At 73.6% G+C, this 15,076-nt stretch carries 8 protein-coding genes; 5 read left to right on the top strand and 3 right to left on the bottom strand.

What is annotated here, in order from left to right:
- The first annotated feature begins 29 nt into the window (after positions 1-29).
- Both ACWGKT_RS32050 and ACWGKT_RS32045 read left to right on the top strand, forming a co-directional pair.
- On the top strand, positions 30-2,114 hold the full coding sequence (locus ACWGKT_RS32050) for an asparagine synthase-related protein (RefSeq protein ID WP_453276428.1): 2,085 nt from the start codon (positions 30-32) through the stop codon (positions 2,112-2,114).
- Between the two features lie 792 nt (positions 2,115-2,906).
- Entirely contained in the window at positions 2,907-6,191 is a 3,285-nt protein-coding gene (locus ACWGKT_RS32045; RefSeq protein WP_453276427.1) for a BTAD domain-containing putative transcriptional regulator, read from the top strand.
- A 4-nt stretch (positions 6,192-6,195) separates the two neighbouring features.
- Here the strand turns inward: ACWGKT_RS32045 and ACWGKT_RS32040 are convergent, their stop codons facing one another.
- Both ACWGKT_RS32040 and ACWGKT_RS32035 read right to left on the bottom strand, forming a co-directional pair.
- Entirely contained in the window at positions 6,196-8,130 is a 1,935-nt protein-coding gene (locus ACWGKT_RS32040) for a sigma-70 family RNA polymerase sigma factor (protein WP_453276426.1), read from the bottom strand.
- A 186-nt stretch (positions 8,131-8,316) separates the two neighbouring features.
- On the bottom strand, positions 8,317-9,075 hold the full coding sequence (locus ACWGKT_RS32035; RefSeq protein ID WP_356156383.1) for a TetR/AcrR family transcriptional regulator: 759 nt from the start codon (positions 9,073-9,075) through the stop codon (positions 8,317-8,319).
- A 379-nt stretch (positions 9,076-9,454) separates the two neighbouring features.
- Between ACWGKT_RS32035 and ACWGKT_RS32030 the strand changes: the two genes are divergently transcribed.
- Positions 9,455-10,834 carry an NAD(P)/FAD-dependent oxidoreductase gene (locus ACWGKT_RS32030; RefSeq protein WP_453276425.1) on the top strand — a complete coding sequence of 460 codons (1,380 nt, stop codon included), beginning with the start codon at positions 9,455-9,457 and terminating at the stop codon, positions 10,832-10,834.
- 132 nt (positions 10,835-10,966) lie between these two features.
- Positions 10,967-12,610: an ATP-binding SpoIIE family protein phosphatase gene (locus ACWGKT_RS32025; RefSeq protein WP_356156377.1), complete on the top strand. Its 1,644-nt coding sequence runs from the start codon at positions 10,967-10,969 to the stop codon at positions 12,608-12,610.
- Positions 12,611-12,657: 47 nt separating this feature from the next.
- Here ACWGKT_RS32025 and ACWGKT_RS32020 read toward each other — a convergent pair whose 3' ends face one another.
- Complete coding sequence (locus tag ACWGKT_RS32020) at positions 12,658-13,935, bottom strand: MFS transporter (protein WP_453276471.1); 1,278 nt, start codon at positions 13,933-13,935, stop codon at positions 12,658-12,660.
- A gap of 154 nt (positions 13,936-14,089) precedes the next feature.
- Here ACWGKT_RS32020 and ACWGKT_RS32015 point away from each other — a divergent pair, with 154 nt between their 5' ends.
- On the top strand, positions 14,090-14,650 hold the full coding sequence (locus ACWGKT_RS32015; RefSeq protein ID WP_356156374.1) for a MarR family winged helix-turn-helix transcriptional regulator: 561 nt from the start codon (positions 14,090-14,092) through the stop codon (positions 14,648-14,650).
- The last annotated feature ends 426 nt before the right edge of the window (positions 14,651-15,076 follow it).

The raw sequence follows: 15,076 nt of genomic DNA, 5'->3' as shown, positions 1-15,076 counted from the left end.
GTGGTTGTCCACAGCCTGTGGAGGCGTCGATGCGGTGGTTGGTGGGATGGAGCAGCGCCGCCGCCGGTGCCGCCACGATCGGCTCCGCCGGCGCCACCGGATACGACGGCGAGACCGTGCACCCGGTCGGCTCCCAACTCCTGTGGGGCGACCCCGATCCCCTGTGGGCGGTCGGCGACTGGCGCCCCGACGAGGTCCGCGTGGTGCGGGCCGACGCGCAGAACCGGATCGCCGTCCTCGGCACCTGTGGCGCCTCCGACGAGGAACTGCGGCTCGGCCTCTTCACCGCGCGTGGGGGCGCACTTCGGCATCTGACGGCCTGGTCCGGCAGCTACACGGCCGTCGCGCAGGTGGGCCGCCGGATCACCGTCTGCGGCGATCTGGCAGGTGCCCGCCCGGTCTTCCACACCCCGTGGGCGGGCGGCACGGCCTATGCGACCGCCGCGCTCCCCCTCGCCGACCTGATCGAGGCCAACCTCGACTTCGGCCATCTCGCGGCCCTGCTCGCCGCCCCGGACGTACCGGCCGCACTGCACGACTCGACCCCCTACGACGGTGTACGACGCGTCCCGCCGGGCCACGCGCTGATCCTGCGCAACGGAGCCCGCGAGATCGCCGGGTACGAGCCGGTCGCCTCCCTCGCGGTGGCGGCGCCCCCGGCCGACCCGGACAGTGCCGTGGACGCCGTCCGGGACGCGCTGGTGGAGGCGGTACGCGCCCGCCTGTCCGCGCCCCGGCACGTCCCCGGCACCGACATCGACCCCGGCCCGGTCCCCGGCATGGGCCCGGCCGAACGGCGTGCCGCGCGCGGGATGCCCGTGGCCGGCATCGGGGCCGACCTGTCCGGGGGGCCCGCCTCGGGGACGCTGGCCCTGCTGGCCGCGGGCATGCCCGGCATGCCCGGCATGCCCCTGGGCCACGGCACCGGCGCCGGCGAGCGGCTGCTGGCCGTCACCTTCAACGACCTGGCCGTCGGCGGCCGCGAGGCGGAGCTGGAGCGGGCGGGTGCGCTCGCCGCCAACCCCCGCCTGCACCACGTCGTGGTGACCGGCGCCGAGGAGGTGCTCCCGTACGCCGATCTGGACGGCCCGCTGACGGACGAACCGGGACCGTCCCTCATCGCGGCGGCCCGCCACCGCGCCCGGCTGGCCTCCGGCAGCGCGGACCACTTCACCGGCTACGGCGCCCGCCAGGTCCTGGACGCCCACCCGGCCCGCCTCGCGGACCTCCTCATGGACCGCAAGCGGCGCCACCTGGTGCGCCCGGTCGCCGCCCTGGCCAAGGCGGACGGCTCGGTGATGGTCCCCGCGCGCGTGTACGGCGCGGCACGGCGGCTGGCACGGACGCCGTACCGGGCGGGCGTGGAAGTGCTGGCCGAACGGCTGCTGCGCCGCCGCTTCGACGAACCCGGAGGCGCGGTGGGCGCGTCCCTCGCGGCGCTCACCTGGGCCAGACCGGGGCCGGCGGCCCGCTGGCTGACCGGGGAAGCACTCGCTGAAGTATCGGTTCTTCTCCAGGGGGCGGCGAACCGCTCCGGAATCGGCCCCGGCCAGCGTCCCGGCGACTATCGCGCGCGTGCCGCGCTGGCCCGGTACGCGGCGGACATCCGGATCCTGGAACAGGCGGCCGAGATCCGCTCCCAGCGGCTGCACGCCCCGTTCCTCGACAACCAGGTCGTCCGCGCCTGCCGTGCCCTTCCCGAGGCCCTGCGCGTCCAGCCCGGCGCCCGCGCCGCGATCCTCCGTACGGTCCTGGAAGGCGCCGGCATCACCGACCTGCCGCCCGGCTGGGGCGCCCCCTCCCACGCCTCCTCGGCGGTCGCCACCCGCACCGGGCTGCGCGTCGCCGCCGACTCCCTCGTCTCCTTGTTCACCACACCGCTGCTCGCCGAGGCGGGCCTGATCGAGGCCCGGGTGGTCCGCAAGGCGCTGCGCGGCGCGGCGGCCGGCGAACCACTGCCCCTCGACGGCCTCGCGGACCTCGTCTCCCTGGAACTCTGGCTCCGCCGCCTCCTGGCCCGCCGGGGCACCTGCTGGACGGGAACCCCGGCACGCGCGCGTGCGGTCCCCGCCGGTATCACCCCGAGGAGGGACGCGCTGGCGTCTGGCGCGTAAGCGTCGCCCTGGGGAGAGACCAACGGGCCGCGGTGCAGGTTGTCGGGGGTTTGGTGGCGGGGGTTTCGTGCCGGGCGGGGATCGGTGGTTCACGGGGGCTTCGCACGGGCCCCAGTCCTGTGAGTCCCGTGGGATCTTCGCCCCGAGCCCGAGCCCGAGCCCGGTTCCGGTGTTTTCCGGGGGCTTCGTGCTGGGCGCGGATGCGGTGATTGCCGGGGGCGTGCTGGGCGCGGGTCTGATGATCCGGGGGCTTCGCCCCGGGCCCGGTTCCGGTGGTTGTTGATGACTTCGCGTCGGGCGCGGCCCCGGTGGTTCCTGGGGGCTTCGCGTCGGGCCCGGTTCCGGTGGTTGTTGATGGCTTCGCGTCGGGCGCGGCTCCGGTGGTTCCTGGGGGCTTCGCGTCGGGCGCGGCTCCGGTGGTTCCTGGGGGCTTCGCCCCGGGCCCGGTTCCGGTGGTTGTCGATGGCTTCGCGTCGGGCGCGGCTCCGGTGGTTTTTGGGGGCTTCGCGTCGGGTGGGGATCGGTGGTTCCTGGGGGCTTCGCACGGGTCCCAGACCCTGGGAATCCCCTTGGTCCCCTGGGGTCTTCGCACCGGGCCCGGGGCCCCGTTCGTGATTCCGGGGACTCTGTGTTGCGCGCGGGTCTGGTGATTCGAAGGCCCCGCCCAGGGCCCGGCTCCGATGGTTCTCGGGGTTCCGCACCGGCCGCCGCTCCGGCGACGCCCGGAGCCTCACGCCGCACCTGGATCCGAAACCCGGTGCCCCGCCCCCACGCCCCGGTGACAATGACCCGGTGCGGTTCAGAATTCTGGGTGTGACCCAAGCGGCGGACGATCAGGGCACCGCCATGGCCATCGGCGGCCCCCGTCTGCGCTCGCTGCTCGCCGCGCTCGCCCTGCGTCCCGGCCGCACCCTCACCCCCGAGGCCCTGATCGACGAGGTCTGGGTGGACGACCCGCCGCAGGACGCCCCGGCCGCCCTCCAGGCCCTGGTCGGTCGGCTCCGCCGTACCGTCGGCCGGGACACCGTCGTCTCCACCCCCGGCGGCTACCGCCTCGAAGCGACCGAGGACGACGTCGACCTGTACGTCTTCGAGCGGCTGGTCCGCGCCGGCACCGCCGCCCTCGACCGCGGCGACCCGGCCACCGCCGCCCGCACCCTCACCGAGGCCCTCGCGCTCTGGCACGGCCCCGCCCTGGCCGACCTCCCCGACCGCACCGCCGCGACCCGCCCGGAGGCCCTGCGCCAGGAGGCGACCCGCGCCCGCGCCGAGGCCGCCCTCCGCCTGGGACGCGCCCAGGACGTCGTACCGGAGCTGAGGGAGCTGACCACGGCCCACCCGTACGACGAACCGCTGCACGCCCTCCTCGTCCGCGCCCTGCGCGACAGCGGCCGACCCGCCGACGCCCTCGCCGCGTACGAGACGGCCCGCCGCACCCTCGCCGACGGCCTGGGCGCCGACCCGGGCCCGGAACTTCGAGCACTGCACACGGAGTTGCTCACGCAGGAGGCTCCGGCGCCCGCCGCCCCGATCCAGCCCCGGGAACGGACCGGCAACCTCCGCCCCCGCCTCACCTCCTTCGTCGGGCGGGAACCGGAGCTCGAAGCCATTCGTTCCGAAGTGCACAGGGCCCGCCTCGTCACCCTCACCGGAGCGGGCGGCTCGGGAAAGACCCGCCTCGCCGAGGAAGCCGCCGCCGGCCTCCCGCAGGCATGGCTCGTCGAACTCGCCCCGCTCGACCGGCCCGAGGCGGTGCCCGGCGCGGTGGTCAGCGCGCTCGGTCTGCGCGAGACCGTGCTCATGACCAACGACCTGGTCAGCACCCAGGACGACCCGCTCGCCCTGCTCGTCGAGTACTGCGCCCCGCGCAGCCAACTCCTGATCCTCGACAACTGCGAACACGTCATCGGCGCGGCCGCCGACCTCGCCGAGACCCTGCTCACCCGCTGCCCGGACCTCACGATCCTCGCCACCAGCCGCGAACCCCTGGGCGTCCCCGGCGAGTCGGTGCGTCCGGTCGAGCCCCTCGTCCCCGAGCAGGCGCACCGCCTCTTCGCCGAGCGCGCGGCGGCCGTCCGCCCCGACGCCGACGTCGCGCTCCGGGACACCGAGGCGGTCGACGAGATCTGCCGGCGCCTCGACGGCCTGCCCCTGGCCATCGAACTGGCGGCGGCCCGGCTGCGCCTGCTCACCCCCCGGCAGATCGCCGACCGCCTCGACGACCGCTTCCGCCTGCTCACCTCCGGAAGCCGCACGGTCCTGCCCCGCCAGCAGACCCTGCGTGCCGTCGTCGACTGGTCCTGGGAACTGCTCGACGAGCGCGAGCGGACGGTCCTGTGCGAGGTGTCGGTGTTCGCCGGCGGCTGGGACCTCGCGGCGGCGGAGGCCGTGTGCACCGGACCCGCCGCCGACCTCGTCGGCGCGCTCGTCGACAAGTCCCTGATCGTGGCCGACCCGGCCGGTCCCGACGGCTCCGCGGGCATGCGGTACCGCATGCTGGAGACCATCCACGAGTACGCCACCGAGCGTGCCGCCGAGGTCCCCGGCCTGCGCGCGGCGGCCGAGCGGCGGCACCGCGCGTGGGTGCGCGCGCTGGTCGAGCTGGCGGATCCGCTGCTCAGGTCCGAGGCGCAACTGCCCTGGATCTCCCGCCTGGAGACCGAACTGGACAACATCCGCGCGGCCCTCGACCGCGCGCTGTCCGACGGCGACGAGGAGGAGACGGGCGCGATGGTCCTCGCGGTCGGCTGGTTCTGGTGGCTGCGGAACTACCGGCGGGAGGGCGTGGAATGGGTGCGGGCGGCGCTGCGCCTGGGCGTCGCCCTGGACACCCTGCCCGAGGGCGCCCCGGCCGCGGTCCGGCACCGGCTCGCCGCCGAGGCCGACCCGGTGGGCGCCTTTCTCGCCGCCCCCGACGCGGAGGCGGGACATCCGCTGCACGGCCGGCGCACCGACCTCCGCATGCTCGACATGTTCCTGACCGCCGAGTCCGGTGCCCCGGACCTGATGACGGACGAGCGGGGCCCGCGGTACGTCGCGCGCGTGCGGGCCGCGTACGAGTGCGGCGGACCGCAGGCCGCCCGGCTGCCGGGCCTCATCTGGCCGCTGACCGCCTACTACCTCGGGGGTCCCGGGGAGGTGGGCCCCGATATGCACGCGTCGCTCGCGAACTGCCGTGCCTACGGCGGCGACTGGGAGATCGGCGTCGCCCTGATGTACCGCGCCCACATGAGCGTCGACTCCCCGGGCAATCTGCGCGGCGTCGACGAGGACCTGGCGGAGCTGCGGGTGCTCAGCAAGCGGGTGGGGGACCGCTGGATGCGGGCCCAGGTGTGCAGCGCGGCCGGCGAGGCGGCCATGGCACGCGGCCTGTTCGAGGAGGCCGGGCGCGAGTACGAGGAGGCGCTGCGGCTCGCCTACGAGGTGGGCGCGTACGCCGAGTCGCCGTTCCTGATGGCGCGGCTCGCCGAGATCGCCTACCGCTCGGGCGACCGGGTGGGCGCGCTCGCCGCCCTGGACGAGGCGAGCGCGGCCGCCGACCGCTACGGGGTACCGGAGTCCAGGGCGTTCGTGCTGATGCTGCGGGCGCACATCGCCCAGCACGACGGCGACCTGGCACGCGCGCGTGAGCTGTTCGATCAGACCCGCGCCGCGGCGGCGGGCGGGACCCCGCCCCCTCAGTTCACGGCGGCGGTGCGCATGGTCGAGGCCCTGGTCACGGCCGGCGAGTCCGGTCCGGGGAAGGGGCTGCCGATCGTCGCCGAGGCGCTGCGCGAGGCCGTGGAGCGGCACTGCGCCGAGATGGTCGTCGCGTCACTCGTGGACGTCGCGGCCGACCTGCTGGCCCGGCTCGGCGACCTGGCGGGCGCGGTACGGCTGTTCGCCGCCGCCGACCACTGGCGGGACGGCCATCCCCGCCCCGAACCGGAGCGCTCCGGCGCCGAACACATCGACGTCACCGCCCGCGTGGAGCTGTCCCCGGACCAGTACGCGGCCGAGCGCGCCCGGGGAGCGTCCTACGGCGTGGACGACGTGCTGCGCGAGCTGGACCGCGCGCCCACTGCCGCCGGCGGCTGATCCTCTACCGGCAGGTGAACCGCGACTCCGCCCAGTCCGCGAGCGCCGCCGAGTCGAGGACGTTGCTGTGCGGCTCCACCATCAGCCGGACGGTCCTGTGCCCGGTCAGGTTCACATGGACGGGGATCGCCGGGTCCCCGCCCTTGACCGTCCCGGACTCCCACAAACGCGTCCCGTCCGCGTAGACCGAGAAGGAGACCTTGCCGAGCCGCAGGGTCAGGTCGTCGACGCCGACCATCGCGTCGTACGCGGAGCACGGGCGGTTGAGGTCGATCGTGACGGAGGAGCTGCCGTGCACGGTCACCCCGCGCGCGTACCGCTGGTCGTCGATCGAGAGGCCGTAGCGCCGCCACACCCAGCTGCTCTCCGTCAGCCGCATCTCGGGCCGGGTGCCGTCGCCGACGATGTCGTACCGCAGATCCCTCCACTGGTAGACGACCGGCGTCGGAGGGGGAGGCGGTGGGGGAGTCGGGGTGGGGGTGGGGGTGGGGGTGGGCCGCGGCATCGGCTCGGGGCTGGGCGTCGCCGAAGGCGTGGGCACCTGGGGCGGCTTCCGGCTCGGCCTTGAGGTGGGCGTGGGCTCGGGCGACGCGGTGTGCGAGGGCGACGGGGCCGACGCGGGGACCACCAGCGCCTCGGCCGGGGGCTTCTCCCTCTTCGACGGCGCGGGGGAGGGCACCGTCGGCTGGACGGCCGGCGGGGACGGGGCCGGCTTGGCGACCTCCTTGGCGGGGTGGCCGTTGTTCGCCAGCGCGAGTGCCACCGCGGCGGCGGCCACCGCGACCACCCCGGCCGCGACACCGGCCTTCACCGACGCGGCCACCCCCTCCGAGGCGGCCGCGCCACCCGCACCCGCACCGCCGGACGAGCCGCCCGCCGCGGCGGCGGCGCCCGCGGCGCCCACCGAGGCGCCCCCGGCGACGAGTCCCAGCGCCTTCGCGTACCCGGCGGCGCCGAACCAGCCGATGACCGCGACCGGCACGACGGCGGGGATGCCGCTCGCGACCTCCTCGATCTGGGTGGCCGCCAGCCGGCACTTGGCGCACTCCTCCAGGTGCCCCCGCAGACCCCGCTCGGCGCGGGTGCGCAGCCTGCGGCGGGCGTACGTGCCGAGCTGGTCGGCGTAGCGCGCGCACTCCTCGTCGCCCGCGAGCGCGGCGCTGACATGGGCCTGGAGGTAGGCCTGCTTGAGGCCCTCACGGGCGCGACTGGCCAGCACGCGCGTGCCGTTGGCGTCCAGCCCGAACAGGATGGCCACCTGGCTCGGCGACTCGTCCTCCACCTCGGTGTGCCACAGCACGGCCTGCCAGCGCTCCGGCAGCGAGCGGAAGGCCCGCATCGCCATGGACTGCTCGGCCTCGTGCATCGCCCGGACCTCGGCGCCCAGGTCCGGCCCCGCTCCGAGGGGGCCGAGGGACGAGGTGCCCTCGGACGCCGCGGTCCCGCGCGAGGCCTGCGTGGCGAACACCGCGAAGTCGTCGACCAGCTGCTCGCGCCGGGCGGACTTGGTCCAGTGCGCGGCGACGCGCCGCACCGAGGTGAGCAGGTAGGCGCGTACGGCGTGTTCGGGTCCGGCGCCGCCGCGCACCGCTTGGAGCATGCGGGCGAAGACCTCGGCGGTCAGGTCGTCGGCGGTGTGGCCGTCGCGGCAGCAGGTGCGGGCGTAGCGGCGCACCGCGTCCGCGTGCCGCCGGTACAGCTCCTCGTACGCCGAGTCGTCGCCCGCGCGCATCCGCTCGATCAGCGTGCCGTCGGCCGACGGCACGGTGCGCGGCGGCAGGACGCTGCTCTCGCGCTGGGCGGGGAGGCTGCCCCGGCCCGGGTCGCCGGGTGCCGGCGGGCCGGCCGGGCCGCCCTGGTTCGGCACCTGCGGTGAGGTCAGGCCGCCGGCCTCCGGGTCACCCTCGCCGCGGGACTCGTCCCACCCGTCAACGCTCATCGCGGTAAGCCCCCGACGCCTGCCAGCCCGACCCGATCACCGGGTCAGAGTGCCACACCGGCTTTTTTCAGGACCCCACAGTACGGGCCGTCCACTCGTCCGTGGGGGGCTTACCGCGCAGCAGTACCAGCCGTCACCCGGACGGGGAAGGATCAACGAGCCGACCCCGTCCGGACTTGGCCTCGCTCATACTGGCCGGGACCGCAGCCCCTCCAGCAGGATGTCCAGCAACCGCGCCGAGGCCGCCGCCTGGTGGGCCGCGTCCGGCAGCGACGGGGCCGCCGTGGCGATCACCAGCAGGACGTCGGACACCGACACGTCCGGCCGCAGCTCGCCCGCCGCACGGGCCCGGTCCACGAGCTGGCCCACCACGTCGAGCAGCGCCGCCGCACCCGCGTCGTCGACCGCGGCCTGCGGCTCGTCGGACACCAGCCGCAGCTCACCGGCCGCCGGCTGCGTCCGCTGCTGCGGCACCCTCGGCTCCTCCGCGACGGAGTCCTCCTCGTCGGCGACTCCCACCCGCAGCACCTGCGGCGGCAGCAGCCGGCCGGCGCCCGAGGCCACCGACGTGCGCAGGAAGCGCGACAGCGCCGACCACGGCTCGTCCTCCTGACCGAGCGCCGCACGCGCCTGGTCGGTCAGCCTGGAGGTCTCCTCCTCGGCTATGCGCCGGACCAGGACGTCCTTGCTCGGGAAGCGCCGGTACACCGTGCCGACGCCGACCCGCGCCCGACGCGCCACGTCCTCCATCGGCGCGCCGTAACCCAGCTCGCCGAAGACCTCGCGCGCCGCACGCAACACGTGCTCCAGATTGCGCTGTGCGTCCACCCGCAGCGGCGTCGTACGCGAACTGTCCGCGCGTCCGTTGCTCGCCGCCGCGCTCACCGCCCCGCCACCAGGCGCGATGGCAGATGCGGAAGACCAATGCGTGTCCTGAATGTGCATAAGCGTTCCCCCGGTTAATGACGTCTCCCCCCGGAGACTCTCCCCGCCACTGAATCCGGAGTGCGCGGAACGGGTGCCGTTCCTGACCGGGTCCGCCCGTCGCGGAACCGTTCGCCCACATCCCCTACACCCCGTCGACACACGAACATAGTTGAGAGGGAGTCAATTCAGAAGGGGCAGGTTCCGCACAGTGCGCCCCCCGATCGGAGTACGGAGCATATACGTCCCGATTGCGTACCCTCGCGCCCTCCTGTCCGCCCCCGTTGACCTGCCCCCTTTCGTCCCGGTCCGACCCCCCGGCCAACGGGCGTACAGCCGGTCGCCGGTCACACAAATTGCCGAGGCTGTGGACAAACAGGAGCGCCGGGTGCGTCATGGGATGGTGAAGGAACGTGCGCGCATTCTCGTTGTCGGTGGCGGCTACGTCGGGATGTACACCGCCCTGCGCCTTCAGCGGAAGCTGAAACACGAGCTCAAGCGGGGTGACGTCGAGATCACCGTGGTCACTCCGGACCCGTACATGACGTACCAGCCGTTCCTCCCCGAAGCGGCCGCCGGTTCGATTTCTCCTCGTCATGTCGTCGTACCGCTGCGCCGCGTCCTGCACCAGTGCCATGTCGTCATCGGCGAGGTGACGTCCATCGACCACGCCAAGCGGACCGCGGCCCTCACCACGCTCGCCACCCACGAGGAGGGCCAGGGCGGCGACCGCCTCGACTACGACGAACTCGTCCTCGCGCCCGGCTCGGTCGCGCGCACGCTCCCCATCCCCGGCCTCGCCGAGTACGCCATCGGCTTCAAGACCGTCGAGGAGGCCATCGGGCTGCGCAACCACGTCATCGAGCAGATGGACATCGCCTCCTCCACCCGCGACCCCGCGATCCGCGACGCGGCCCTGACCTTCGTCTTCGTCGGCGGCGGCTACGCCGGCGTCGAGGCGCTCGGCGAACTGGAGGACATGGCCCGCTACACCACGCGGTACTACCACAACCTGCGGCCCGAGGACCTGAAGTGGATCCTCGTGGAGGCCACCGACCGCATCCTCCCCGAGGTCGGCGAGGAGATGGGCCGCTACACCGTCACCGAGCTGCGCCGCCGCAACATCCAGGTACTGCTCGACACCCGCCTCGAATCCTGCGCCGACCGCGTCGCCGTACTCAGCGACGGCCAGCGCTTCCCGACCCGTACGGTCGTCTGGACCGCCGGCGTCAAACCGCACCCCCTCCTCGCCGCCACGGACCTGCCGCTGGACACACGCGGACGCCTCACCTGCACGCCCCAGCTGACCGTCGACGGCGTCGAGCACGCGTGGGCCGCGGGCGACGCCGCCGCCGTCCCCGACGTCACCGCCGAGGAACCCGGCAGGCAGACCGCCCCCAACGCCCAGCACGCGCTGCGCCAGGCCAAGGTCCTCGGCGACAACCTCGCCCACGCCCTGCGCGGCGAGCCCCTGGACACGTACGCGCACGCCTACGTCGGCTCGGTCGCCTCCCTGGGACTGCACAAAGGCGTCGCGCAGATCTACGGGCGCAGGCTGAAGGGCTACCCTGCCTGGTTCATGCACCGCCTCTACCACCTCAGCCGGGTGCCCACCTTCAACCGCAAGGCCCGCGTGCTCGCCGAATGGACGCTGTCCGGGCTCTTCAAGCGGGAGATCGTCTCCCTGGGTTCGCTCGAACATCCGCGAGCGGAGTTCGAACTCGCGGCCGGTGGAAAGCCTCATCACGACCCCTCGGACGACCCGAAGGGGTCGTCCTGACCGGACCGAGGAACTCCACGGGCCACCCCGGCGTCTGACGGATGTCGCCGCGGTCGGCCACACTGCCAGACTGCCCCACGACCTCGGACGGGTACCCCGCCCGTCCTCAGCACCCACGAGGCTTCTTCCCAAGTGAACTTCACGCGCTGGAGCGCCCGGCTCCCCGGAACGCAGCGCCGCGCCGCAGCGCGGACCGAGCACGCGGTCACCCCGGACCGGCGGGGGGAAGGCTCCGTGCCCGCGGCCCGCGCCGAACAACTGACCGACGAGGCATCGCCCGTACCCGCCGTCGACGAACTCCCCGCCCGCGAGGTCCTGGACCGCGTTCCGGCACTCGTCGCCCTCGTCCACGGCCCCGACCACCGCACCGCGTACGTCAACGACGCCTACGTCCTGGCCTTCGGCGCACGGCCTCTGGGCGAACCCGCCCGCGAAGCCCTCCCGGAACTCGCCGAACTGGGCCTGCTGCCCCTCCTCGACCAGGTCCTGCGCAGCGGCAAGCCCCGCACTCTCAAGTCCCGCAAGGCCCCCGACGGCCGCTCCTACACCTTCACCTGCACCCCCGTCGCCGAGGACGGCGGCGACGGCGCGGTGCTGGTCTTCGCCACCGACGTCACCGACCACGCCGAGGCCGCCGAACGCCTGCGCGCCAGCGAACGCCGCCAGCGCGAGACCGCGGTGACCCTGCAACGCTCACTGCTCCCGCAGGAACTCGAACAGCCGGACGACCTGCGGATCGCGGCGACCTACCAGCCCGGCGGCACGGAGGCCGCGGTCGGCGGCGACTGGTACGACGTGATCACCCTCGGCGGCGGCCGCACGGCCCTGGTCATCGGCGACGTGATGGGCAGAGGCGTACGGGCGGCCGCGGTCATGGGCCAGCTCCGCACGGCCGTCCGCGCGTACGCCCGCCTCGACCTGCCCCCGCACGAGGTGCTCCAACTGCTCGACGGCCTCGCCACCGAGATCGACGCCAACCAGATCGCCACCTGCGTCTACGCCGTCCACGACCCGAACGAGGGCCGCCTGGTGTACGCCTCCGCCGGCCACCTCCCGATCCTGGTCCGCGACGAGAGCGGCACGGTCCTGCGCGCCGACGAACCGACCGGACCCCCGCTCGGCACCGGCGGCTGGATCCACACCTCGGGCTCGATCCCCCTCGGCCCCGGCTCGACCGCCGTCCTCTACACGGACGGCCTCGTCGAACGCCGCGACGAGGACCTCGACGAGGGCATCGCGGCCCTGGAACACGCCCTGGCCGGGGCCTCGGGCACCCCCCAGGTGATCTGCGACCGCCTCGTCCGCTCCGCCGGCGTCACCGCCGACCACGACGACGACGTGGCGGTCCTGGTCCTCCAGCACCCCGCCCGCACGGGCCCCGACGGCGACCTCTTCCGCAACGCCGCCCTGGAACTCCTCGGCGGCGTGGAAGCGGCCCCACGCGCGCGTGCCTTCGCCTCCGGCGTGCTCACCAGCTGGCGCTTCCCGGCCGACCTGCACGACCTGGGCGTCCTGGCCACGAGCGAGCTGGTCGCCAACTCCCTCCAGCACGGCACCCCGCCCATGCGTCTGCGGCTACGCCGCACCGACCGCCGCCTGATCGTCGAGGTCACCGACGGCGACGACCACCTCCCGCGCCGCCGCCGGGCGGAGCCGGGCGACGAATCGGGCAGGGGTATCGCCATCGTCGCGACCATCGCCTCCAACTGGGGGTCGCGCAGGACGCCGGGAGGCGGAAAGGCGGTGTGGTGCGAGTTCGTGCTGCCCTGCGAGTAGCTCGCGCCGCTGCGCGCGCGGGAAGCGCGTAGCGGCGCGAGAAGGGGTTACGCCTCCGCCGCCACCGGCTCCGTGGGCGCCTCGCCCCGGGCCACCACCCGGCTCCGCGCGGCCGACGACGGCTGGTCCTGCGCGGGCGTGAGCTGCCGCCCGAGCCGGAGCGCGAGCACCGTGATCCCGAGCGAGAACAGCAGGAACGTGACGACGTACGGCCCGTGCAGCGAGGCGGCCATGGGCCCGCCCACCGCCGGCCCGACGGCCAGCGCGAGCTGCTTGACCAGGGCGAAGGCCGAGTTGTACTGCCCGGCCAGCCCGCTCGGCGCCAGATCGGCGACCAGCGGCGCCACGGTCGGCGACAGCATCGCCTCACCGAGCCCGAACAGCGCGTACGTCGACACGAACGCGGCCGTGGCCATCTCCTGGCTGCCGTGCCCGAGCCCCGCGTACCCGGCCACGATCCACGCCACGGCCCAGATGAGACCGACGGCCGCGATCACCCGGGACCGGCGACGCCGCTCGACGAACTTCAGAACCGCGAACTGCGCGACCACGATCATCAGCGTGTTGGCGGCCAGGGCCGTACCCAGCGCGGAGGTCGAGATTCCGGCGGCCTCCACTCCGTACGCGCTCAGGCCCGACTCGAACTGCCCGTAGCAGGCGAAGAACAGGACGAAGCCCAGCACCATCAGCTGCACCATGGCCCGGTTCCCCAGCAGCTGCTTCCAGTTGCCCTTCGCCGAGCGCGCCGGCGCGTCCCCGAACCGGGGCGAGTGCGGCATCCGCACCGTCGACATCACCACGACCAGCAGCAGGAACATCGCCGCCTCGATCGCGAACAGCAGCGTGAAGGAGGAGACGCGGGTCGTGTCGACCAGATGCCCGCCGATGAGACCGCCGACCCCGAGACCCAGGTTCTGCAGGAAGAACTGCGTCGCGAACGCCCGCGACCGCGTCTGTGCCGACGAGCAGTCCACGATCATCGTCGCCAGCGCCGGCTGCATCACGGCCTGCCCGGCCCCCAGCGCCGCCGCCGACAGCAGCACCGTCGCCGCGCTGCCCGCGAGCCCCAGGCTGAGCGCGCCCAGCGCGGCCGTGACCAGGGCGGCGAGCAGGACCGGCAGCGGGCCGCGCCGCACGATCGCCCGACCGGCGAACGGCAGCACGATGAGCGCGGCGACGGCGAAGACGGCGAGCACGAGTCCCGCGGTCATGGCTCCCAGCCCCCGCACCTGCGCCACATAGACGTACAGGTAGGGGACGGTGAAGCCGAGCCCGAACGCGCTGAGTGCGTTGCCCACGTGGATCCGGCGCATCGCTGCGCCCATCGCCCTGGTCACGTTCACCTCTCTCAGGTAGTCGGTCCGCGTAGTTGCGGAACCTCAGGTCTTAGAACCGAAGACTTCGAAGATAAATTTCGAAGCTAAACAGTACATGCCGAAGAACTTCAACGCCAAGCAGCTCCATGCGATACTGGGGCCCATGGGTGACACCCCCGGCAGGACCGGCATCGGCAGCGAGCCGAGCCTCGAAGAGCAGATCGCCGCGTACCAGCGCGAGTTCCAGGACCTCGACCCCCAGGTCGAGAAGATCGTCTCGGCACTGTCCCGCCTGAACCGTCGGATGAACGTCGCCTACGGCCGTCAGACCTCCGCCCTCGGCATCAGCAACGCCGAGTGGGAGGTCCTCAAGGCGCTGGTCCTCTCCGGAGCCCCCTACCGGATGGGCCCCAGCGAGCTCGCCAAGCGCCTCGGCCTCACGCCGGCCGCGATGACTCACCGCATCGACCGGATGGTGGCGGAGGGTCTCGTCACCCGGGAGCGGGACGAGTCCAACCGCGTTCGGGTGATCGTGGAGCTCACCACCGAGGGCCGTGAGAAGTGGCTGGAGGCCATGCGGCTCGCCTCGGTCTTCGAGGAGGACCTCCTCCAGGACCTGTCCGCGGAGGAGCGCACGGTTCTCGGCGAGGCCCTCACCCGCCTCCTGCGCCGGGTGGAACACGCCCAGCCGGACGCCGGCGGACGCCTCACCGACCTGGACTGACTCCGCGAAGAAAAGATCTTGACAGGGGTGGTTGACAGCCCCCTGTCGGATCCGTAGAGTTCTTCGGGTTGCCACGGGGCCGTAACGGTTCCCCGGCAACACCTCCGCCGCAGCAGCGGCACACCAAACCACCAGCACGATCGCCCAGCAGGGTTGTTTTCGGCGTGCCCGAATTCAATCCGATTTTGGGACTCGGTGGCGTCCGTTCGAGTCGCAAGGCCCGATTGGGAATCGCCGAGAGAATCCGCTAAGGTTTGAGGCGTCGGAACGGCCCAACGGCCGGGAAGACAAACCCCGCTGACTGGGAATCAGGCCCGAAGGGATCTGATAGAGTCGGAGTCGCCGGAAAGGGAAACGCGGAAGCGGAAACCTGGAAAGCACCGAGGAAATCGGATCGAGAAAAGATCTGATAGAGTCGGAAACGCA

The organism is Streptomyces sp. NPDC054794 (assembly GCF_053611585.1).
This window is presented reverse-complemented; position numbering and strand designations above follow the sequence as displayed.

Coding starts and splice junctions, on each gene's coding strand:
- ACWGKT_RS32050 (WP_453276428.1), top strand. CDS start 30: ATGCGGTGGTTGGTGGGATGGAGCAGCGCCGCCGCCGGTGCCGCCACG.
- ACWGKT_RS32035 (WP_356156383.1), bottom strand. CDS start 9,075: ATGCACATTCAGGACACGCATTGGTCTTCCGCATCTGCCATCGCGCCT.
- ACWGKT_RS32015 (WP_356156374.1), top strand. CDS start 14,090: ATGGGTGACACCCCCGGCAGGACCGGCATCGGCAGCGAGCCGAGCCTC.
- ACWGKT_RS32040 (WP_453276426.1), bottom strand. CDS start 8,130: ATGAGCGTTGACGGGTGGGACGAGTCCCGCGGCGAGGGTGACCCGGAG.
- ACWGKT_RS32030 (WP_453276425.1), top strand. CDS start 9,455: ATGGTGAAGGAACGTGCGCGCATTCTCGTTGTCGGTGGCGGCTACGTC.
- ACWGKT_RS32020 (WP_453276471.1), bottom strand. CDS start 13,935: ATGGGCGCAGCGATGCGCCGGATCCACGTGGGCAACGCACTCAGCGCG.